Origin of the sequence: Streptomyces sp. NBC_00435, from assembly GCF_036014235.1 — a bacterium.
Taxonomy (GTDB): Bacteria; Actinomycetota; Actinomycetes; order Streptomycetales; family Streptomycetaceae; genus Streptomyces.
On the sequence record NZ_CP107924.1, the window covers coordinates 448,968 to 468,634 of the forward strand.

Sequence of the window (19,667 nt, forward strand, 5' to 3'; positions counted from 1 at the left end):
GTGCCAGGGCCGGTTCAGCGGGCCGGGCACTTCTTCCAGGAGAAGTGGTAGACGCTGTTGATGCTGCCGTCCGTGGAGTCGAGCGCCATGAAGCTGGTCCTGGACGGGTCCGAGGTGCCGACCTCGGCACGCAGCTCGGTGTTGATGTTGAAGTTGCGCAGCTCTCCGCAGGGGGCGAAGGCCAGGGCCTCGATGCCCGTGGTGTCGGTGGCCTGCCAGTTGTCCTCCAGCGCGCCCTGGAACCTGTGGGTGCGGTAGTCGGTCTGCTTCATGCCCTGGAAGTAGTAGCTGGCCTTCTGGGTGCCGATCGCCCCGGGCTGCAGACTGCCGAAGCCCCGGTAGTCGACCTGGGCCACGGCGTAGGTGTAGCCCTGCGGGACGTGCACGATCAGGGAGAGCAGACAGTTCTTGCGGCTGTCGGTCGGGGAGCTGTTGCCGCCGGCGGCGGCCAGGTACTCGCTGTAGGTGACGGTGAAGGCCGAGTTGTCCTCGGCCACGGCCACGGTGGCGCTGCCCGGCCGGCAGCCCGATCCGTTGACCGTGGCGACGTCGACGGTCACCTTGTCCGAGGGAGCGGCGAGGGTGCCGGGGCCGGCGGTGGCTCCGGCGGCGGAGGCGGGCAGGAGCGCGAGGAGGCTGCCCGTCAGGGCGGCGGCGCCGAGCGCGATGCGCAGTGTTTTGATCACCCGGCCATGGAAGCGGTCCGCGGGGACCCGGTCGGTGACCGGGTGCGCGGCATCACCCCGATGGCCGGGCCCATTCACTGCAGAAACGTTCGATCACCGCGCACGGAAGGGCCGAATGGCTCACGGGCCGGGCCCGGATCGCGTCACGCCAGGGATTCGCGCGGGCATTTCCTACTATGAGCGCCTCGCGGGAACCGCCTGCGCCGAGGAGTCCCATGCGCCGCCTGCCACGGTCCGTCGTGTCGTCCGCCGCCGCGATCGTCTCCGCCCTGGTCCTCGCGGCCACGCCCGCCGCCGCGACCCCCGGGCACGACGCCGAGGGCGCGACCGAGGCGGCGGAGGCCGCGACTGTCGGCGCGGACCACGCGCGGGCGCACGCCGAGCTGCGCCGCGCGGCCAAGGACGCCGGGGAGTATCCGCAGGCGCGGCGCATCGGGAGCCTGGCGTCGCTCGCCGCCTCGCAGCGCGAGGCCAACTCCGCCTTCGACCCGGCGCTCTCGGGACGGTTCACCGACTACTTCCCCGCTCCCGACTTCGGCGTGCACGTCGCCCAGCTGCCGACCGGCAAGGTACTGCTCTTCTCCTTCTCCCGGGTGGAGACCGACCCCACGAAGGAGACCGGTCCCACGAACCGGATCGGGCCGGCCAACGCGGGCCGCGCCTACCTGTGGGACCCGGCGAAGGGGACCGGCGCCCGTGCGTTCAAGAAGGTCACCCCGCCCGTCGTCCTGATGCCCGACGGTACGCACGCACCGCGGCCGGCGCCGTTCTTCTGCGCCGGGCACTCCTTCCTCCCCAACGGGATGCTGGGGGTGTTCGGGGGCAACACGGGCGGCAAGGGTGGCAGCGGCGCGAAGCTGTCCTTCGTCTTCGACCCGTGGACCGAGGGCTGGTACCGCAATCGCGACATGGCGGTGGGCCGCTGGTACCCCTCGGTGGTGACGGGCGCGGACGGCCGGCAGATCATCATGTCCGGCCAGTCCGAGCGCGGTACGGGGACCCCCACCCCGGTGGTGGAGCGGTTCCCCGCGCTCGGGCAGCCGGTGCCCTGGCGGCCGTTCGACATCCCGCTGGACATCTCCTCCCAGCGGCTGCGGTCGGACGCGCCGTTCCGCAACGACTACCCGCACCTGTTCTCGCTGCGGGACGGCATGGTCTACGGCCTGGGGCGCGACGCCGACCAGCAGTGGCTCTTCGACCCGCGCGCGCAGACCCGTACCGACCTGCCCAGACGGCCCGCCGATTTCCGGGGCTACGGCTCCGCCGTGCCGCTCCCGGCGGGATTCAGGGGCCCGGACTCGGTGCTGGTGCTCGGCGGGGACCCGCTCGATCCGAACACCTACCGGCTGTCGGGCGGCGCCTGGACCACTCAGGAGCCGCGTGCCTTCGGCCGGACCCAGGACGACACGCTGATCCTGCCGGACGGCACGCTGCTGACGGTCAACGGGGCGAAGGACACCCGGGACTACGGATTCGGGCCGTTCAACCCGAAGGCGGACCTGAAGTTCCGGCGGACCGAACTGCGGGATGCGGACGGGCGGTGGCGCCTGGGACCGGCCCAGCGGCTCCCCCGGGGCTACCACTCCAACGCCCTGGTACTGCCCGACGGCCGGGTCATGGTCACCGGGGACGAGCTGCAGCAGATCGCCAACGATCCGGACATCAAGGACGGCATGGACGGCTCGATCGAGATCTACGAGCCCTCGTACCTGCACCGGGGCGCCCGGCCGTCCCTCGACCGGGTTCCGGCGGGGGAGCTGGCCCACGACGCGGAGTTCTCCGTCGAGAGCTCGACGGCCGCCGACGTGCGGCGCGCCGTCCTGCTGGCGCCGACCACCGTCACGCACGCGGTGAACACCAGCCAGCGCCATCTTGAGCTGCGCACGACCGGCGTCCGCGGCCGCACGATCGGGCTGCGGGCGCCGGCCACCTCGGCCGACGCCCCGCCCGGCTATTACATGCTGTTCCTCCTCGACGGGAAGGGCGTGCCCAGCGCCGCGAGGTGGGTCAAGCTCGGCAGGCGGTGAACCGCCCCGGCATCACCCGCCGTTGATCACGAACTGCGATCCGGGTTCGACCAGGATGTTCCCGTCGGCCGAGCCGGTGATCGTGACGTTGGACAGGGTGGCGCTGCCGCGGGCCCCGCCGTGGGCACGGATGCCGGCCCCGTTGTTGGACTTCTCGATGTGCACGTTGGTGACCTTCACGTCGGGCATGGTTCCGCCGCCCGTCTTGAACTGGATGCCGTCGTACGTCGAGTCGTAGATGTCGGTGTCGCGGATGGTGACGCCCGGGATGGGCAGGTTGGCCGCGAAGAGGGTGATCGCCCCGAACTCCTGGGCCTCGCCCCAGAAGGCGCCGCCCGTGCGGAACAGCCCGTTGCCCGAGATCAGGGTCTGCCCGGAGAAGGGCAGCGGGTCGTGGTCGGTCGCCAGCATGATGCCGGGATAGTTCATGGTGTCGTAGATGAGGTTGTTCTCGATGGTGTTGCCGTAACCGCCGTAGAGGGCAATGCCGTTGGCGCGCCACGGCAGCTGGACGGTGTTGTTGCGAAAGTGGTTGTCGTGGCCGATGTCGACCGACTGGTCCTTCACGTACTTGCTGGACCACACCGCCAGGGCGTCGTCACCGGTCGTACGGAAGGAGGAGTTGAAGACGGTGGAGTTGCGGGTGCCGTTGGCGAAGTTGATGCCGTCGGCGTAGGTGTCGCGGATCCGCATGCCGCTGAACTCGATGCCGTCACCGGGACCCCACAGGGCCGGGATGTTGTCGTAGTCGCGTCCCACCCAGACACCGACGTTGGCGTGCTCGATCCACACGTTGGTGATCTTCGTGTTCTTGCCGAAGCGGCCGTTCAGGCCCACGCCGCCCTCGGCGTTGCCGTCTCCGCCGCGGATCCGGCCCGAGCCGAAGATGGCGATGTCGGAGATCTGTGTGTTGTCGTCGATGTCGAAGCCGAAGTTCCCCTCGTGCGGGTGGTTGATGCCGCCCGCGTCCTGCGGCTGGGTCAGGGTGTAGAGCTGGGAGTACCACATGCCCGCGCCGCGGATGGAGACGTTGCTGATGCCCACCTGGTTGAACTGGCCGCGGTTCAGCGGGTCGTCGGTGAGGATCTTCTGCTCCTGGCGCCACTGGCCCTGCGGGATCCAGACACAGGCGATCTGCCCGTTCTGGTCCGCCGTCACCGCCTTCTGGAGGGCGAGCGTGTCGTCGATGCCGTCGTTCGGGATCGCGCCGTAGTCGGTGATCGAGGTGCACTCGGCGGGCTTGGGCGCCGCCGGGGCCACCTGCTCCAGGTCGACCAGGTCGATGACGTAGTACGGGGCCGTGTCGCCCGCGTCGCGCTGGAGGCGGAAGGTGGTGCCGGGCGGGTAGCTCTGCGCGAGCAGCGCGTGGGACTCGTCGAAGAGCCTGCGGGCGTCGCCGCCGGGGGTGTTGGTCAGGCCCTCGGGGCTGTCGGTGCTGCCGTAGAGCCAGCTGTGCTTGGAGGTGAGGTTCAGCTTCTGGGCGAAGCTGCCGTTGATGTAGAGGCTGATGGTGGCGTCCGCGCCGCCGCCGTTCGCCGCGTCCGGGACGGAGTTGCGCACGACGATGGAGTTGGCCTGGTTGGTCGAGGTGAACTGCACGTACTGGCCGGCCGAGGCGAGGCGGACCGATTCGCGGCCCGAGGACTCGGTGGCGAAGTTGGTGTGCCCGAAGGTGCGCTTGGCGTCGCTCCGCAGCAGCGCGCCGGTGTAACTGCCGGCCTCCGCTTCGTACTCGGTGTACGGGAGCGCAGCTCCGCGGCCCACGACCACGGCGCGGGAGTAACTGTTGTTGTTCTCGTTGGTCTCGGTGACGAGGCCGGTCCCGTCGGCGGTGGCGGTGAGGGTCGCCCCGCCACTGACCGCCGTCCAGGTGCCGTTGACGGCCACGTTCACGGTCTCGCCGGCGGCGATCGCCGAGGTCGGGCCGTTGAGCGTGGTGGCGCCCGCGACCAGCCGGGTGACGCTGCCCGCGCTCACCCCGGTGGTCCCCCGGTTGTGTACGGCCACGGTGAAGGAGACCGGGGCGCCCACGGCCGGGTTGGCCGGGTTGGTGGTGATGGAGAGGGCTTCCAGGTCGGGGCCGGGAGCCTGGCCGACGACGAGCTTCGCGGCGGCGGTGCGGCTGTTGTTGGTGTCGTCCTGCTCGGCGACGCTGCCGGCCGGGTCCACGACCGCGGAGACGGTGTAGCTGCCCATCGGGCGCTTGCCGACGGCGACCGGGACGGTGGCCGAGGCGCCGGCGGCGAGGGCGCCGACCGGGGCGCTGCCCGCGACGGCTCCTTCGAGGCTGACGTTGACGGAGGTGGCCGGGGAAGCGACCGTACCGGCGTTGCGGACAGTGGTGTTGACCGTGACGGCGTCGCTCTCGGAGGGAGCGGACGGGGACCAGGAGAGGTCCGGGACCGTCAGGTCCGGGTTCGGTGCGGCGGAGCCGATCACCTGGAACTCGGCGGCCTGGCCGCCACCCGCCCCGGTGTTGCCGGAGAACTTCAGCTGGACGTCGGCGAGCCGGCCCGTGACGGGGATCGTCACGGTGTTCTGGTTGCCGCTGGGACTGAACGCGTAGCCGGCGCTGGCCTTCAGGGTGGTGAACCCGCTCGCCGACTGCTCTCGGCCCAGGATCTCGAAGTTCTGGGTGCGGTTGGACCAGGCGGGGTCCGGATTGAGCTTGAGGACCACCCCGGTGACGTCGGCGTTGGAGCCGAGCTTCACGGTCAGCGTGGACTGCTGGGACCCCGCCTCCCAGTAGCTGGTCACGCTGTCGTCGTTGGCGTTGGCCGCGACGAACGACTGGGTGGTGGAGGAGCCCTCGATGGGCTTGCCCTTGGCGAGGTTGACGCCGACGGGAGGCGGAGTGCCCGGATCACCCGGGTCACCGGGACCGCCGCTGCCGTCGGCGGAGTACACCTCGAGCTCGGATATCTGGGCCGCCTGCCAGCCCGTGTTGGCGGTGACGCCCACCCGCAGGTAGCGGACGGTCGCGGCGGTGAAGCCGACGGTCACCGTGTTGGACTGGGCCGGGTTGAACACCCGCCCCGCCGAGGCGGACAGCGTGCTGAAGGTGCTCCCGTCGGTGCTGCCCTGCACGGTCAGCGTCTCGGTCCGCGCCTCCCACCCGGTGGGCAGCTTCAGCACCACCTGGTCGACGGCCTTGGCGCCGCCGAGGTCGACCTGTACCCACTGCGGGAAGGTTCCCGGGGGACCCTCCCAGTACGAGCCCTGGTTGCCGTCGGTGACCCCTGAGGCCCCGTATCCGCCGAGGGATCCGCTCGCGGTGACCGCCTTGCCGAGGGCGAGGTTGGGGCCGCCCGCGGCGGCGGCGAAGGTGACGGGCAGGAGTCCGACCGACACCAGCCCCGCGACCACCGTGCCGGCCAGCATCAGCCGGCCGCCTTGCTTCCATCTCATGCTGTCCTCTGTTCCATGAGGGGACCGGCCCGGCGCAGCTGCGCCTGCCGCGAACTTGCGCAGCGTTATTAATTTTTTGAGTGATCTGATCGCTGATATGCGGCCATGGCGCCACAGGTTTCTATCAGATGACGACTTTGTCAACGCTTCGCGCACGGACGCGACGTCGGATCACACCCCGGGCCAGCCGCGCTCCAGGTGGCCGAAGGCCAGGTCCAGGGCCCGGCGCGGGTCCGGCCCCATGCTCGCGAGATCGGGAATCTCCAGGACGTAGCGGGCCAGGATCCGCAGCGAGAGGTCGTCGGCCGGGCGTCCGCACGCCTCGGCGATCACCTCCGCCAGGGCCTCCTCGCAGCCGGTCCACATCCGGCGGGCGTAGGCGCGCAGCGCGGGCGTGGCGGCGACGAGCTCCGTCTTGAGCAGGAACTCCGGTGCCGGGTCCGGGTCGAAGGGGCCCCGGCCGGCGAAGAATGCGCGCAGGGCCGCCAGTACCGGCACCCCCGGGGCCCGGCGGCGCACCGCTGCGGCCAGGGAGGCCTCACGCTCGGCGCCGTCCTCGAGGATCAGCGCTTCCTTCCCGCCAGGGAAGTGCGCGAACAGCGTCGTCAGTGCGGTGTCCGCCGCCGCGGCGATCTCGGCGACCTTGACCTGGTCGAACCCCTTCTCCAGGAACAGTCGCAGGGCGGCGTCGGCGAGCGCCTGCCGGGTTGCGGCCTTTTTGCGTTCGCGTCGCCCGGGGCCGTCCGATTCTGCCTCTGGCTTGTCAATGCGTGTCATGGGTCCAGCATAGAGCCCCGCCGGAGTCACTATGAAAGTGTAGCGATTGCACTTTCATAGTCATTATGTTCTTCTGGAGCGGGGCGACCGCCCCCTCCCCCTCCCGATCAAGGAGACCGTCATGTCCTCCGTAGCCGAACTCCGGCCGCCCCGAGCAGCGGCCTCCCCCTCCACCACCGCCTTCTGGCTGATCCTCGGGCTGGTCCTGCTGGCCGACGCCCTCGACATGATCGACTCCACCGTCACCAACATCGCCGCGCCGACGATCGTCCGGGAGATGGGCGGCGGCGAGAGCCTCATCAAGTGGCTGGGCTCCTCCTACACCCTCGCCATGGGCGTGCTCCTGGTCGTGGGAGGCCGGCTGGGGGACAAGTTCGGACAGCGCAGGCTGTTCCTCATCGGCATGGCCGGCTTCACCGCCGCCTCCGCGATCTGCGGGCTGTCCCCCGAACCGGCCCTCCTCATCGCCGCCCGCGTGCTCCAGGGCGCCTTCGGTGCGCTGCTCATCCCGCAGGGCATGGCGATCATGACCAGGACGTTCTCCCGCGAGCAGCTGGGCAAGGCCTTCAACCTCTTCGGACCTCTGCTCGGCGCGGCCACCGTCGGCGGCCCGATCCTGGCCGGCCTGCTCATCGACGCCGACCTCGCGGGCCTGTCCTGGCGCCCCGTCTTCCTGATCAACCTGTTCCTCGGTGTGTTCGGCACCGTGGCCGCCGCCCGGCTGCTGCCCCGCGACGCCGGTGACCGTTCCCTGAGCGTGGACGGCCTGGGCGCCGGTCTCCTCGGCTTCACGATGTTCGCCCTGATGTACGGCCTGATCGAGGGTTCCAGCAACGGCTGGGGCGCGACCGCACTCGGCTCGCTCGCCGCCGGGGTGCTCTCCCTCGTCCTGTACGCACGCCGTCAGTCCACCGCCTCCGAACCGCTCATCAAGCCCTCGCTCTTCCGGAACAAGGGCTTCACCTCGGGCCTGTTCGTCGGCATGCTGTACTTCGCGGTCACCAGCGGCCTGCTCTACGTGACCTCCCTGTTCATGCAGCAGGCCCTGCACTCCACCCCGGGCGACACCGCCCTCGGACTGCTCCCCGTGACCCTCGGCATCATCGCCGCGGCCGTCGCCGGCATGGCCGGGCTCACCCGCAGGCTCGGCCGCAGGCTGATCCTGGCCGGCATGCTGCTCACCCTCGCCGGGGCCGGCTGGCTGCTCGCCCTCGTCCTCGGCCGCGGCACGGACCTCACCCTCTGGGCGATGGCCCCGGCCGTCTTCGTCACCGGACTCGGCATGGGTGCCTGCTTCGGCACCATCTTCGACATCACCCTCGGCGACATCTCGGCCGGGGAGGCGGGCAGTGCCGGCGGCTCGCTCACCGCCGTCCAGCAGATCGCCAACGGCATCGGCTCGGCCGTCGTCACCACTGTCTACTTCCACTCCGGCGCCCCGGCCCACGCCATGGCCGTCAGCCTCGTCACCGTCCTGGCCGTCACCACCGCATGCCTCCCGGCCCTGCGACTGCTGCCCCGCAGCGTGCCCGCCGAGAGCCCCGGCCACGGCGCCTGACCGGCCCTCCTCCCGACTGACCGGCTCAGCGACTCACCGGCTGCCCCACACACCAACTGGTCGACTGACCGACTGGCCCACTCACCCACTCACCCGAGGAGCACCACCATGACCACCCACCACCCCATCGCGATCGTCGGTGCCGGACTCGGCGGCCTCACCCTGGCCCGTGTACTGCACCTGCACGGAATCGAGGCGGCCCTCTTCGACCTCGACGCCTCCCGCTCCGCCCGCCCCCAGGGCGGCATGCTCGACCTGCACGAGGAGTCCGGCCAGGCCGCGCTCCGGGCGGCCGGACTCCACGACCGGTTCCGCGAACTGGTGCTCCCCGGCGGCCAGGCCATGCGGATCCTGGACCGCCACGCCACGGTCCGCCTCGAGCACACCGACGGCGACGAGGGCGACGGGGAGGGCGACGCCAACGGCGAGCACGGCGGCCGCCCCGAGGTGCACCGCGCCGCGCTCCGCGACCTCCTGCTGGACTCGCTGCCCGCAGGCGCCGTCCGCTGGGGCGCCAAGGCCACCGGCATCCGCCCCCTCGGCGACGGCGTCCACGAGGTGACACTCGCCGACGGGTCCGCGTTCACCACCGGCCTGCTCGTCGGCGCGGACGGCGCCTGGTCGAAGGTCCGGCCGCTGCTTTCGCCCGCCGTCCCCCGCTACTGCGGCCTCTCCTTCATCGAAGCGCACCTGTACGAGGCCGATGCCCGCCACCCCGAGGGCTCGGCCCTGGTCGGCGGCGGGATGATGTTCGCGCTCGACGAGGGGCACGGCCTGCTCGCCCACCGGGAACCGGACGGCAGCCTGCACGTCTACGCCGCCCTGCGGACCGGCGAGGAGTGGGCGGCGGCCGGGTCCGCCCCCGCGAAGGAGGCCGTCCTGGAACGGTTCGCCGGCTGGGACCCGCGGCTGCGCGCACTCGTCTCGGACAGCGACGCCCCGCTCGTCGCCCGGCCCGTCCACGCGCTGCCCGTCGGCCATCACTGGGCCCGCACCCCCGGAGTGACCCTGATCGGGGACGCCGCGCACCTGATGTCCCCCTTCGCCGGGGAGGGCGCCAACCTGGCCATGCTCGACGGCTCCGAGCTCGCCATCGCCGTCGCGGCCCGTCCCGGGGACCCGGAGGGGGCCCTCGCCACCTACGAGGAGGCGATGTTCCCGCGTTCCGGGGCCCGCGCCGCGGAGTCCGCGGACAACCTCGACCTGTGCTTCGGCGCCGGTTCCCCGCAGCTCCTGGTGGAGCGGATGCTCACCTACGCCGGCTGATCCCGGCCGGGTACCGGAGTGAGCCGGACCACCGCCGCACATCCGGTGCTCCGCAGGGCGAGCTCCCTCGGCCCCGTCACCAGGGCCGCGTCGTACGGGCCCAGTCCGGCGGACCCCTCGAGCCCGACGGCCCCCTCCAACGCGACCACCAGCAGCGTCTCCCCGGGCCGGACGGTGAGCTCGAGCTCGCCCTGTACGACGGCGGTCCCGGCCGACACGGCGTCCCGGCGGTACATCACGTTGAAGTTCACCACCGGGCCGCCCAGCAGCCGGCAGCCCGTCGGCCGGTCCCCGGGGAACCGCTGCGGTGCGTGCCGCCGGTCCACCAGCCGCCGTACGCCTCCGATGTCGAGGTCCATGCCGATCCCCTGCGCGAGGGTGAGGATGCGGTCGACGCCCGGGAAGACGGAGAAAGGCCCGTCGGCGGTGACTTCGGCGAGGCTGGCACGCCACGCGAAATCGTCCATCCCGGCGCCCTCGGGGCCGGCGGCGATCTCGCGCGTGACTCCCCCGCCGTTCTTCCACGTGGCCGCCGGCCGGTCGGCCGCCCGCAGGATCCGGATCGCTGCTTCGCTGGTCATGACACCTCTTCCAGGCCCGGGAGCCACTTCCCGGGCCCGGAGGAGCCTATCCGCCCGCGCCTGTGGCTCCGGGTCTCAGCCGACCGCGAGGTCGTCGCCGTGGACCGGACCCTGGGCGTACCAGCCGTGCAGGTAGACGGTGACCGTGCCGCTGGCCCCGGTGGTGAAGGGCACCGTGAGCTTGGTCCAGCCCGTGGAGCTGGTCCAGGTGCTGCCGCTGGCACCGCCGCGCACGCCGAGGTAGGCGTAGCTGCCCTGCACCCAACCGCTCAGCGTGTACTTGGTGTTGGGGGCCAGGTTCAGGGTCTGGGTGCACTCGCCCGACTGCCCGGAGGTGGGCGCCGTCCTCAGGGCGTACGAGCCCCCGTGCACCGGGGCGGACACCACCGCGCCGCCGCTCTCGCAGGTCCACGGCGCGAGCGAGCCACTTTCGAGGCCGCCGTTGACCAGGGCTCCGCCGCCTCCGCCGGGCCCGGAGACGGTGAGGGTGAAGGTCGCCGAGTGACTCAGCGGGCCCTCGGCTCCGGTGACGGTGAGGGGGTAGGTGCCCGGCACTGCCGTGGCGGAGGCGCCGACCGTGAGCTGCGCCGAGCCGCCCGCGGTGACCGACCCGGGGCTGACGGCGGCGGTGACCCCGGCGGGCGCGCCGCTCACCGTGAGGGCGACGGGCTTGACGCTGCCGGAGGTGACTGCCGTGGCGACCGTGGCGGTGGTGGAACCTCCAGGGGGCACCGAGGCCGACCCGGGTGCGAGGGAGAGGGAGAAGTCGTCGGCGACGGGTCCGCCGCCTCCGGTGAAGGGGGCGAAGGTGTGGGTGAAGTACCAGGGGTCCTGGGCGACGCCCGAGCAGGTGTCGGAGCCGCCGGTGCCGGGGCAGCCGCCGTTGTCGCGCTGCAGGGCCCAGAAGGAGAGGGTGTTGATGCCCTTGGCGGTGGCCCAGTTGTAGACGGTGGTCGCGTCGGCGGTGGTGAAGGTCTCGGCCGCGCCGAAGTCGTCGATGCCGGGCATCTCAGTGACGCCGATCATGCCCCAGAGCTGGGTGGGGGTCTTGGCCGGGTAGAGCGCGGCGAGCTGGCCGTAGAGGCCGGTCGCGGCGGTCTGCGTGTCGGCCGCCATGTCGTGGGCGGCGTTGTCGTAGTAGTCGAAGGTCATCAGGTTGACCACATCGACCTGGGCGCCGGCCGACTTGGCGCTCTTGAGGACGGCGAGGCCACTGCTCGCGAGACCGCTCGTGGTCGTGGGCAGGGTGTAGGAGATCTGCAGTGGGCGGCCGTTCGCGGAGGCCCAGTCCTGGACCTTCTTGATGGCCTGGTTGCGGCGGTCGATCGCCGCCTTGTTGGTCAGGGACTTGTCCTCGATGTCCATGTCGAGCCGGGTGACGTCGTAGGTCGTGACGACCTTCTCGTACGCGGCCGCGATCGAGTCCACGCTGGTGCAGCTGTCGGCGATTTCGGTGCCGCCGTTGTCGGCCGCGTACCCGCCGAAGGAGGGGATGACGTCCCCGCCGCGCGAGCGGATCTTGGTGAAGTCGGCGCCGAAGACGGAGGCGGCGACCGGCTGGCCGGTGGAGCCGTTCCAGTAGGGGGTGCAGGAGCCCTTGGTCTCGGTCTGGACGAAGGCCATGGTCAGGTACTTCGCTCCGGACCGCTCGGCCAGGTCGGCAGGGCTGTCGGAGGAGTAGGCCTCGAAGTACGGGGCGAAGACGTGCGCGGGTAACGGGGTCGCGGCGTGCGCGGCGGCGCCGGCTCCGACGACGAGGCCGGCGGAGGCGACGGCCGTGGCGAAGGCCGCGAACAGGGCATGGCTGTGCCTGGGACGTCTCAACGGTGCTCCCGGTGGGGCGAAAGCGAACGGGCGGACGCCCCATGATTGGTCTGGACCATCAACTGGTCAAGGTTCCGGCGCACTTGAACGGGTAAAGACGCAGTCGTACGCGGTCACGGCATCGGGACCGCATACGAAGGCACCCCCGGGCCCCGCCGTGTGCGGGGACCGGGGGCGCCTCGTCGGCCCGGACCGGAAAGCGGCCGATCAGTGCACGATCGGCCGACGGATCAGGCGTCGGCCTTCTCGGCCGACTGCGCCGGAGCCTTCGCGTCGGCCGCGGCGGCTACCGCCGGAACCTCGGCGACCGGAGCGTTCCCAGCCCCAGCGGTCCCGGTGGCCCCGGTTGCCACCGTGCGCGGCCCGTGCGCTCCGCGCAGGCCGATCCCGCTGATCACCGCGACGAGGCCGAAGGCCACGGCGCCGATGGCGAAGGTGAGGGTGAAGCCGGATTCGGCCGGCAGCGGGGGAACTCCCGCGGGGAGGTGCTCGATCGTCTTCGACGCCAGGATGGTGGTGACGATGGCGCTGCCGATCGCGCTGCCCGTGGAGCGGGAGATCGAGTTGATGCCGTTGGCGATGCCGCTCTGGTGGTGCGGAACGCTCGCCATGATCACGGCGGGCATGGCCGCGTAGCCGAAGCTGACGGCCGCGCCGACGACGATGCCGGCGCCGATCACCGAGGCCGTGTGGCCGTGGTCCAGGGACAGCCAGCCGAAGCCGACGGCGCCGAGTGCCGCGGCCATGGCCAGCGCGATGCGCGGACCGCGGTGGCGCACCAGCTGGCCGCCGATCGGGGAGGCCAGGAGCGAGACGATCGCGCCGGGCAGCAGGAACTCGACGGAGGCCCGCAGGATGGAGGCGTCGAACCCGTAGCCGGTCAGGGCCTTCGGCATCTGGACGAGGTAGGAGACGCCCAGGAAGTTCGCGAACATGCCGAATCCGACGAGGATGCCGGCCAGGTTGGCCATGAGGACCGGGCGGTGCACGAACATCTTCATGTCGACGAGGGGCTCGCGGACCTTGAGCTCGGTCAGCACCCAGACCGCGGTCATGACGGCGGCGCCGGCGAAGCTGCCCAGCGTGCGGCCGGAGGCCCAGCCCCACTCGTGGCCCTGCGAGATCGGCAGGAGGAGCAGCAGCAGGGCGATGCCCAGGGTGAGCGCGCCGAGGAAGTCCGTACGTCCGCCGGTCTTGTGCTTGGTCGCCGGAACCAGGAACACGACGGCGAGCAGCGCGAGCACGGCGAAGCCGGTGGCCATCCAGAAGGCGTTGCGGTAGTCCGCGTCGGCTCCGGAGGTCAGCAGGCCCGTGGCGACGAGCGCGAGTCCACTGCCGAACGCGAGGGTGCCGCTGACCAGGGCCATGGCGCCGGGGAGCTTCTGCGGGCGGACCTCTTCGCGCAGGACGGACAGGGCGAGCGGGAAGATCGCGGTGGCGGCGCCCTGGAGGACGCGGCCGAGGATCAGCAGGGGCAGCGAGGAGGCCAGCGCGGCCACGACGGAGCCCGCGACCATGACACCGAGTACGGCCACCAGCGTCGGCTTCTTGCCGTGCTGGTCGCCGAAGCGGCCGAGCAGCGGGGTGAAGACGGCGGCGGACAGCAGGGTGGCGGTGGTCACCCAGCTGACGTTGGCGGTGGTGGTGCCGAGATCGTTGCGGATCAGGCCCAAGATCGGGACCGGCAGCGTCTGCATCATCGACACGACCATGGCGGCCAGGCTCAGGGCGAAGACGATGACCGTCTCGTTCCGGTGCCCGCCGGCCTGGGTGGTGGCGGAGGGGGTGGGACTCATGGCAGGGAAGACCTTCTCAGTGCTTCAGATCACAGATGTTTGACGTCATCAAGTACTTCGACTCCAGCAGACGGTAGACCTCAATAGTTCAGGTGGTCAAGTAAAAGGTTGATAATGTGAAGCATCTTGAGTACGCTCCCGGCATGAGCGCCACCACACCGCACGCCGTCCCGACCAAGCTGGAGCTGCTGGAGCTGCTCGCCGCGATCGGCACCGCCCAGTGGCGCGATTTCGCCGCGGCCGCCGCCCGGCACGGCCTCACCTCCACCCAGGCCAAGGTCCTCGCCCAGCTGAACGGGCCGCTGCCCATGCGGGGCCTCGCCACCCTGCTGGTGTGCGACGCGTCGAACGTCACCGGCATCGTGGACCGGCTGGAGGCCCGTGAGCTCGTGCGCCGCGAGCCCGACCCCGCCGACCGGCGCGTCAAGAACGTCGTGGCCACGGATGCCGGCCGCGAGGTGATCCGCCGCGTGCGCGAGGAGATGCAGGCCACGCACGGCGCTCTCGACGTGCTGGACGACGCCGAGAGCGCGACGCTCTACGCCCTGCTGGAGCGACTGCGCCCGACCCTGGAGAAGGACGCCTGAGACCGCGTCGGGGCCACTGAACCCGAACGCGTTGGCCAGGGGAAACGGCACCTGACAGACTGCAACGGCTTCAGAACATTCCAGGAGGACGCATGTCAGAAGAAACCGACACCCCGCAGAACGAATCGCCGGCCGAGGAGGCCAAGCGAAAGTTCAAGGAGGCCCTGGAGCGCAACGCCGCCAATGCCCAGTCGCAGCAGGCACACCAGAGCCGGGCGAAGATCCAGGGTTCCGGCGGCAACGGCCCCGGGGGCAAGAACAAGAAGGTCCGCCGCAAGACCGGCTGACCCCAGCGGTGTCGCACCGCCGCGACACCGCGACAGCCGGCCTCGACGGGGTCAGGGACCAGCACGCACGGTCCGGATCCGGTCGAGGGCGGCCCTCAGGGGGCTCGTACATCCAGGGGCTCGCACGCCCAGGGGCTCCCGTGCGCCCAGGGGCCCGCGCGCACGGGGCGCACACGCCGGGCGTGCGCACGTACACACACACGCAGAACGGGATCCACCGACCCGCGGCCTTGGGTCAATCGGCCGATGCCTGACCTCACCTGCGGGGTGGAGTGTTCGGCCAGTCGGGTGATGGGTGATAACCCCTGGTGTCCACGGCAGTTGAGCAGCTCGTCCCGCCGAGGGCAGCTATCTCATGCGACAGTGCGACAGAAGAAGGATCCCCCACATGTTCAAGAAGTTCATGGCCACCGCAGCCGCCACCGCAGCCGTTCTGGGTGCCGGTGCCGCCGTAGCCTCCCCGGCGATGGCGATCGGAAACGACAACGGCGTCAACACGGTCAACGGCAACGAGTCCTCGCAGATCTTCGGCAACCAGGAGACCGGCGGCGCCATGAGCCCGCAGATCTCGGCCATCCAGGGCTCGGTCAACAAGCTCTGCGTCGGCCTGCCGGCGAAGGTCAACGCCCAGTCCGTCCTGGCCCTGGTCAACGTGGGCGTCCAGGACGTCAACGTCCTCGCCAACCCGCAGAACCAGCAGTGCGCCGAGAACTCCACCCAGGCCAAGGGTGACGACTCCGCCTCGCACATCCTGGACAACATCCCGGTCCTCTCCGGCAACCTCTCCGCCGGCAGCTGATCCACCGGAGCGCCGGTGCCAGGCCCTCCGGGGCCCGGCACCGGCGCTTCGTTTTGGTCTAGACCTTGACAGGTTCAGACCATTCTCGATTCAGTGGCGGTAGTTGTCCCCACGGCAACTCCCCCCGCTGAAGGAGCACTTCCGTGATACGCACCCTGCGCCGCCGCGCCCTCTCGCTGGCCGCCTCCGCTGCCGTCACCCTCGCCCTCGCGATCGCCCTTCCCGCCTCCCCCGCCGCCGCGGCCCCCGCCTGCGCCGGCGCGTGGGCCGGCTCCGCCGTCTACACGGGCGGCATGAGCGCCTCGTACGGCGGCCACAACTGGCAGGCCAAGTGGTGGACCCAGGGCGAGACTCCCGGCACCACCGGCCAGTGGGGCGTCTGGTCGGACCAGGGCGTCTGCGGCGGCGGCCAGACCCCCGACCCGGACCCGGGCACCCCCAACCCCTCCGGATTCGTGGTCAGCGAGGCCCAGTTCAACCAGATGTTCCCGAACCGGAACCCCTTCTACACCTACAACGGCCTGGTCGCGGCCCTGTCGGCCTACCCCGGCTTCGCCACCACCGGTGACGCCACCGTCAACCGGCGCGAGGCGGCCGCCTTCCTCGCCAACGTCTCGCACGAGACCGGCGGGCTGGTGTACATCGTCGAGCAGAACACCGCCAACTACCCGCACTACTGCGACACCAGCCAGCCCTACGGCTGTCCGGCCGGCCAGGCCGCCTACTACGGGCGCGGCCCCATCCAGCTGAGCTGGAACTTCAACTACAAGGCCGCCGGTGACGCCCTCGGCATCAACCTCCTCGCCAACCCCTACCTGGTGGAGCAGGACCCGGCCGTCGCCATGAAGACGGCGCTCTGGTACTGGAACACGCAGAACGGCCCGGGCACGATGACCGCGCACGCCGCCATGGTGAACGGCGCGGGCTTCGGCGAGACCATCCGCTCCATCAACGGCTCCCTGGAGTGCAACGGCGGCAACCCGGCGCAGGTGCAGAGCCGGGTGAACGCGTACCAGAGCTTCACCCAGCTCCTCGGCGTGACCCCGGGGAACAACCTGAGCTGCTGAGCCGGTCAGCGGTCAGCGCGTCCGCAGCGTGGTGGCCAGCTGGGCCCGGGACCTGACGTCGAGCTTCTGGTAGATCCGCGTCAGCCGGGCCTCCACCGTCTTCACGCTGACGAAGAGCTTCGCGGCCGCCTCCTGGTTGCTGGCGCCCTGGGCGACCAGCACCGCGAGGCGGGCCTCCGCCTCCGTGAGGGCGGCCAGGGCCCGCGCTCCGCCCCCGCCGCCGTCCCCGCCCGGAGCGGGCGCCGGGGAGGTGGACGATTCCCGCGCGAGCTCGGTCCACGGGGTGGCGCCGGCCCGGGTGAAGGCCTCGGCCGCCGCCGCCAGCGCGGCACGGGCGGGTGCGCGCCGCCGCCGGCGGCGTTCCACTCTGGCGAGGGCGAGCAGCGTGCGGGCACGTTCCAGGGGGAGTTCCAGGAGCGCGAAGCGCTGGGCGGTGTCCTCCAGCAGGGCCACCGCCGCGTCGGCCTCGCCGTGCGCGGACAGGCACAGACCCCGGGCCCGGTCGAGCGCGGCGATCACACTGGTGCGGCCGAGCGCGAGGGCCGTCGTACGCACCCGGGCCTGCAGTTCGGCGGCCTCGTCGGGTGCGTCGGCGGCGACCAGGGCCTCGGCGAGCTCCCCGTGCCAGCGCAGGATCGAGGGGTCCGCCACCTGCTGGGCGGCCTCCAGTGCGGCGACGCGGCGCAGGGTGGCGACGGCCTTCGCGGCCTCGCCCGTGGCCAGTTCGACCAGGCCGAGCACGTACAGACCGCGGGAGAGGAAGACCTGGTCGTGCTCCTCCTCGGAGGCCTGGATGCCCCGCCGGGCGTATCCGGCGGCGCGCGGGAAGCCACCGCCCATCACCTCGGCCATCGCGGCGACGTACCAGGCGGGGCCGGGCGAGAGGCCCGCCTCCACGGTCAGTTCCAGGGCGTCGCGGGCGTACTCGGTGGCGGCCGCGCACCTGCCCCGGCGAAGTTCCACCTCGGTGAGGCTGCGCAGCACCTCGAAGACGTCCTCGGCGGAGCCGGTGCGGCGTACGGCGGGCAGCAGGACCAGCAGCTGGCGCCGGGCGTCGGCGAGCCGGTCGTCGAAGAGGGCGTGGCGGACGGCGAGGTACTGCGGGGCATTGCGCATGCCGAGCGGTACGTCGGGGGCGGGCAGGGCGAGGGCCCCGGCGAGGATCTCCTCGGCGTCCGGGTCGCCGAGGATGCGGCCCATGCGGGCCCGTACGGTCAGTGCCATCGCCTCGGCGACCTGGTCGCCGCCGCTGCGGGCCAGTACGCCGGCCCGTGCGGCGGCGTCGCGGGACCGGACGGGGTCACCGTCGCTGAGGTTGTGCTTCCAGGCGATCCGCAGCCCTACGGCGGCCTGCAGGGCGGGGTCGCCCTCGGCGTCGGCCAGGGCGTACGCGAAGGTCTCGTCGAGGGTCCCCAGTGCCTGGCCGGCGGCGTCGATGACGGCGAGGCGGGCGCGCACCCGGTCGGCGGGCGAGGCGTCGCGGGCGAGTACGGCGCGGGTGGCGCGCCGGGCGAGGTCGGCGCGGCCGGCCCAGCCCGCGTCCTCGGCGGCCCCGACGAGCCGGGCGAGTTCCTCGCCGGGCAGGTGGGAGGGGGTCCGGTCGGCGGCGAGCAGGCCCAGTTCGGCGGCGAGCGCCCGCTGGCCGCGGCGCCGGCAGGACGCGGCGGCCCCGGTGATCTCCGCGGCCAGCGCCTCGTCGGGGGCGTCCACCGCCAGGGCGCGGTGACGTACCGCCTGGACGGGGTCGTCGACGGCGGCGGCCAGCTCGGCGTGTCCGGCGGCCCGCTCGGACCAGCCCGCGTCGGCGGCCAGCGCCGTCGGCAGGGCTCCGGCCGTGAACCGGATCGTGCCGTCCTCCGCCACGGTGACCAGCGCGGCCCGCTCGGCCACGGCGAGCTCGGTCTCCGCGTCGGGACGGCCGGCCCGGCGCAGCAGTGCGGTGGTGGGGCGCGCGGCGAGGGCGGCGAGCAGCAGGGTGCGCCGGGCCTGGACGGGCACCACGGCGAGCAGTCGGCGGGCCACCTCGCGGGCCTGGCCGGAGACGGGCAGCGGATCGGCGTGGTGCGCGCCGCCGTCGCGGGTTCCGGCGGCTTCGGCGAGGGAGTGGCCGAGGGCGAGGGCCAGGCGCGGGTTGCCGCCGCTGGCCTGGTGGATCCGGCCGGCGAGGCGGGCCGGGAGGCCCCGGCGCACGAGCAGTTCGGCGACCTCGTCGGTGCCGAGCGGGGGCACCCGTATCTGGGGGGTGTCCGGTCCGCAGAGCGGCTCGCAGAGCGGGGTTCCGCCCTGGACGCACTCGGCGGCGAGGACCCGTACGCGCGGTGGGGTCAGGCGCAGCGCGAACCGGAGCAGGTCGGTGCTCTCCGCGTCGAGCCACTGGGCGTTGTCGAGCGCGAGCAGGACGGGTCCGCGGATGGCGAGGGTGCGCAGCACCTCGACGACGGCGAGGCGCAGGGCGACGTGGTCGCGGCCGGCGCGGGGTGCGTCGGTTTCGCGCCGCAGGAGGGCGATGGCGGTGCGCTGCGGTCCGGAGAGGCGTTCCAGCGCGGCGGCCGGGACGGAGGCGAGGAGGGCGGCGGCGGAGGCCTCGGGTATCCAGCGGTCGGCGGCTCCGGGGGCGAGGCGCAGCACCGTCTCGTGCCGCAGCGCGGCGGCCCCGGTCAGGGCGCGCAGCACCTCGGTCTTGCCCGATCCCGCGGGCCCGGTGAGCAGGGCGCGGCCGTGCGTGGTCAGCGCGCGGTCCACCGCCTTGATCAGTTCGCCGTGTCCGACGGTCGTGTCAGCGTGCCCCGTCGCCGCCACCACGCACAGCCACCAGCCTTTCGGTTCCCCGCTCCTGTGCCCTTCCTGTGAGACGCGACAATACGAGGTCGGATGCCCGGCGGGCCCGGATTGTGACGCAGAATTCAGTCACGTGACAGGAAAACCCGCCGGACCTGTCGATACGCGGTGTATCGGCAGGTCCAGCGGGCCCGTTTGGTCCGTACTATCGCCCTGTCAGGGCGAT

At 72.1% G+C, this 19,667-nt stretch carries 14 protein-coding genes; 7 read left to right on the forward strand and 7 right to left on the reverse strand.

All coding sequences use genetic code 11. The features are described 5' to 3' along the window. Nucleotides 1-14 precede the first annotated feature (14 nt). Nucleotides 15-686: a DUF4360 domain-containing protein gene (locus tag OG389_RS02080; RefSeq protein WP_443059191.1), complete on the reverse strand. Its 672-nt coding sequence runs from the start codon at nt 684-686 to the stop codon at nt 15-17. 215 nt (nt 687-901) lie between these two features. Between OG389_RS02080 and OG389_RS02085 the strand changes: the two genes are divergently transcribed. After that, nucleotides 902-2,713, forward strand: coding sequence for a galactose oxidase-like domain-containing protein (locus tag OG389_RS02085; RefSeq protein ID WP_328296712.1), 1,812 nt, complete (start codon nt 902-904; stop codon nt 2,711-2,713). Between the two features lie 12 nt (nt 2,714-2,725). On the opposite strand, the gene OG389_RS02090 is transcribed toward OG389_RS02085, so the two are convergent. Continuing rightward, nucleotides 2,726-6,121 carry a CARDB domain-containing protein gene (locus OG389_RS02090; protein ID WP_328296713.1) on the reverse strand — a complete coding sequence of 1,132 codons (3,396 nt, stop codon included), beginning with the start codon at nt 6,119-6,121 and terminating at the stop codon, nt 2,726-2,728. Nucleotides 6,122-6,292: 171 nt separating this feature from the next. After that, nucleotides 6,293-6,898, reverse strand: coding sequence for a TetR/AcrR family transcriptional regulator (locus OG389_RS02095; protein ID WP_328296714.1), 606 nt, complete (start codon nt 6,896-6,898; stop codon nt 6,293-6,295). 121 nt (nt 6,899-7,019) lie between these two features. Here OG389_RS02095 and OG389_RS02100 point away from each other — a divergent pair, with 121 nt between their 5' ends. Together OG389_RS02100 and OG389_RS02105 are read left to right on the forward strand one after the other, a co-directional pair. Further along, on the forward strand, nt 7,020-8,456 hold the full coding sequence (locus OG389_RS02100; RefSeq protein ID WP_328296715.1) for an MFS transporter: 1,437 nt from the start codon (nt 7,020-7,022) through the stop codon (nt 8,454-8,456). 108 nt (nt 8,457-8,564) lie between these two features. After that, the gene (locus OG389_RS02105) at nt 8,565-9,722 is read left to right on the forward strand and encodes an FAD-dependent oxidoreductase (RefSeq protein WP_328296716.1); all 1,158 of its coding nucleotides are present in this window, start codon (nt 8,565-8,567) and stop codon (nt 9,720-9,722) included. On the opposite strand, the gene OG389_RS02110 is transcribed toward OG389_RS02105, so the two are convergent. The 3 genes from OG389_RS02110 to OG389_RS02120 form a co-directional block, all read right to left on the reverse strand. Continuing rightward, nucleotides 9,710-10,303: a HutD/Ves family protein gene (locus OG389_RS02110; protein ID WP_328296717.1), complete on the reverse strand. Its 594-nt coding sequence runs from the start codon at nt 10,301-10,303 to the stop codon at nt 9,710-9,712. The two genes, OG389_RS02105 and OG389_RS02110, sit on opposite strands and share 13 nt — an antisense overlap. Before the next feature lie 75 nt (nt 10,304-10,378). Next, the gene (locus OG389_RS02115; protein WP_328296718.1) at nt 10,379-12,127 is read right to left on the reverse strand and encodes a glycosyl hydrolase family 18 protein; all 1,749 of its coding nucleotides are present in this window, start codon (nt 12,125-12,127) and stop codon (nt 10,379-10,381) included. Between the two features lie 230 nt (nt 12,128-12,357). Further along, nucleotides 12,358-13,923, reverse strand: a complete 1,566-nt coding sequence (locus OG389_RS02120; RefSeq protein ID WP_328296719.1) for an MFS transporter — start codon at nt 13,921-13,923, stop codon at nt 12,358-12,360. A 143-nt stretch (nt 13,924-14,066) separates the two neighbouring features. On the opposite strand from OG389_RS02120, the gene OG389_RS02125 reads away from it, so the two are divergent. The 4 genes from OG389_RS02125 (at nt 14,067) to OG389_RS02140 (ending at nt 16,663) form a co-directional block, all read left to right on the forward strand. Beyond that, the gene (locus OG389_RS02125; protein ID WP_328296720.1) at nt 14,067-14,510 is read left to right on the forward strand and encodes a MarR family winged helix-turn-helix transcriptional regulator; all 444 of its coding nucleotides are present in this window, start codon (nt 14,067-14,069) and stop codon (nt 14,508-14,510) included. A 92-nt stretch (nt 14,511-14,602) separates the two neighbouring features. Beyond that, the gene (locus OG389_RS02130) at nt 14,603-14,797 is read left to right on the forward strand and encodes a DUF5302 domain-containing protein (RefSeq protein ID WP_328296721.1); all 195 of its coding nucleotides are present in this window, start codon (nt 14,603-14,605) and stop codon (nt 14,795-14,797) included. A gap of 388 nt (nt 14,798-15,185) precedes the next feature. Beyond that, nucleotides 15,186-15,596 (forward strand): rodlin, encoded by a 411-nt coding sequence (locus OG389_RS02135; protein WP_328296722.1) that lies wholly within the window; start codon nt 15,186-15,188, stop codon nt 15,594-15,596. 155 nt (nt 15,597-15,751) lie between these two features. Then, nucleotides 15,752-16,663 (forward strand): glycoside hydrolase family 19 protein, encoded by a 912-nt coding sequence (locus OG389_RS02140; protein WP_328303453.1) that lies wholly within the window; start codon nt 15,752-15,754, stop codon nt 16,661-16,663. A 12-nt stretch (nt 16,664-16,675) separates the two neighbouring features. Here OG389_RS02140 and OG389_RS02145 read toward each other — a convergent pair whose 3' ends face one another. Beyond that, a complete protein-coding gene (locus OG389_RS02145; RefSeq protein ID WP_328296723.1) occupies nt 16,676-19,465 on the reverse strand; it encodes a helix-turn-helix transcriptional regulator in 2,790 nt (929 codons plus the stop codon). Nucleotides 19,466-19,667 lie beyond the last annotated feature (202 nt).

Excerpts from the sequence above, each read along its gene's own strand:
- OG389_RS02085 (WP_328296712.1), top strand. The coding sequence starts at position 902 with ATGCGCCGCCTGCCACGGTCCGTCGTGTCGTCCGCCGCCGCGATCGTC.
- OG389_RS02090 (WP_328296713.1), bottom strand. The coding sequence starts at position 6,121 with ATGAGATGGAAGCAAGGCGGCCGGCTGATGCTGGCCGGCACGGTGGTC.
- OG389_RS02095 (WP_328296714.1), bottom strand. The coding sequence starts at position 6,898 with ATGACACGCATTGACAAGCCAGAGGCAGAATCGGACGGCCCCGGGCGA.
- OG389_RS02100 (WP_328296715.1), top strand. The coding sequence starts at position 7,020 with ATGTCCTCCGTAGCCGAACTCCGGCCGCCCCGAGCAGCGGCCTCCCCC.
- OG389_RS02105 (WP_328296716.1), top strand. The coding sequence starts at position 8,565 with ATGACCACCCACCACCCCATCGCGATCGTCGGTGCCGGACTCGGCGGC.
- OG389_RS02110 (WP_328296717.1), bottom strand. The coding sequence starts at position 10,303 with ATGACCAGCGAAGCAGCGATCCGGATCCTGCGGGCGGCCGACCGGCCG.
- OG389_RS02120 (WP_328296719.1), bottom strand. The coding sequence starts at position 13,923 with ATGAGTCCCACCCCCTCCGCCACCACCCAGGCCGGCGGGCACCGGAAC.
- OG389_RS02125 (WP_328296720.1), top strand. The coding sequence starts at position 14,067 with ATGAGCGCCACCACACCGCACGCCGTCCCGACCAAGCTGGAGCTGCTG.
- OG389_RS02130 (WP_328296721.1), top strand. The coding sequence starts at position 14,603 with ATGTCAGAAGAAACCGACACCCCGCAGAACGAATCGCCGGCCGAGGAG.
- OG389_RS02135 (WP_328296722.1), top strand. The coding sequence starts at position 15,186 with ATGTTCAAGAAGTTCATGGCCACCGCAGCCGCCACCGCAGCCGTTCTG.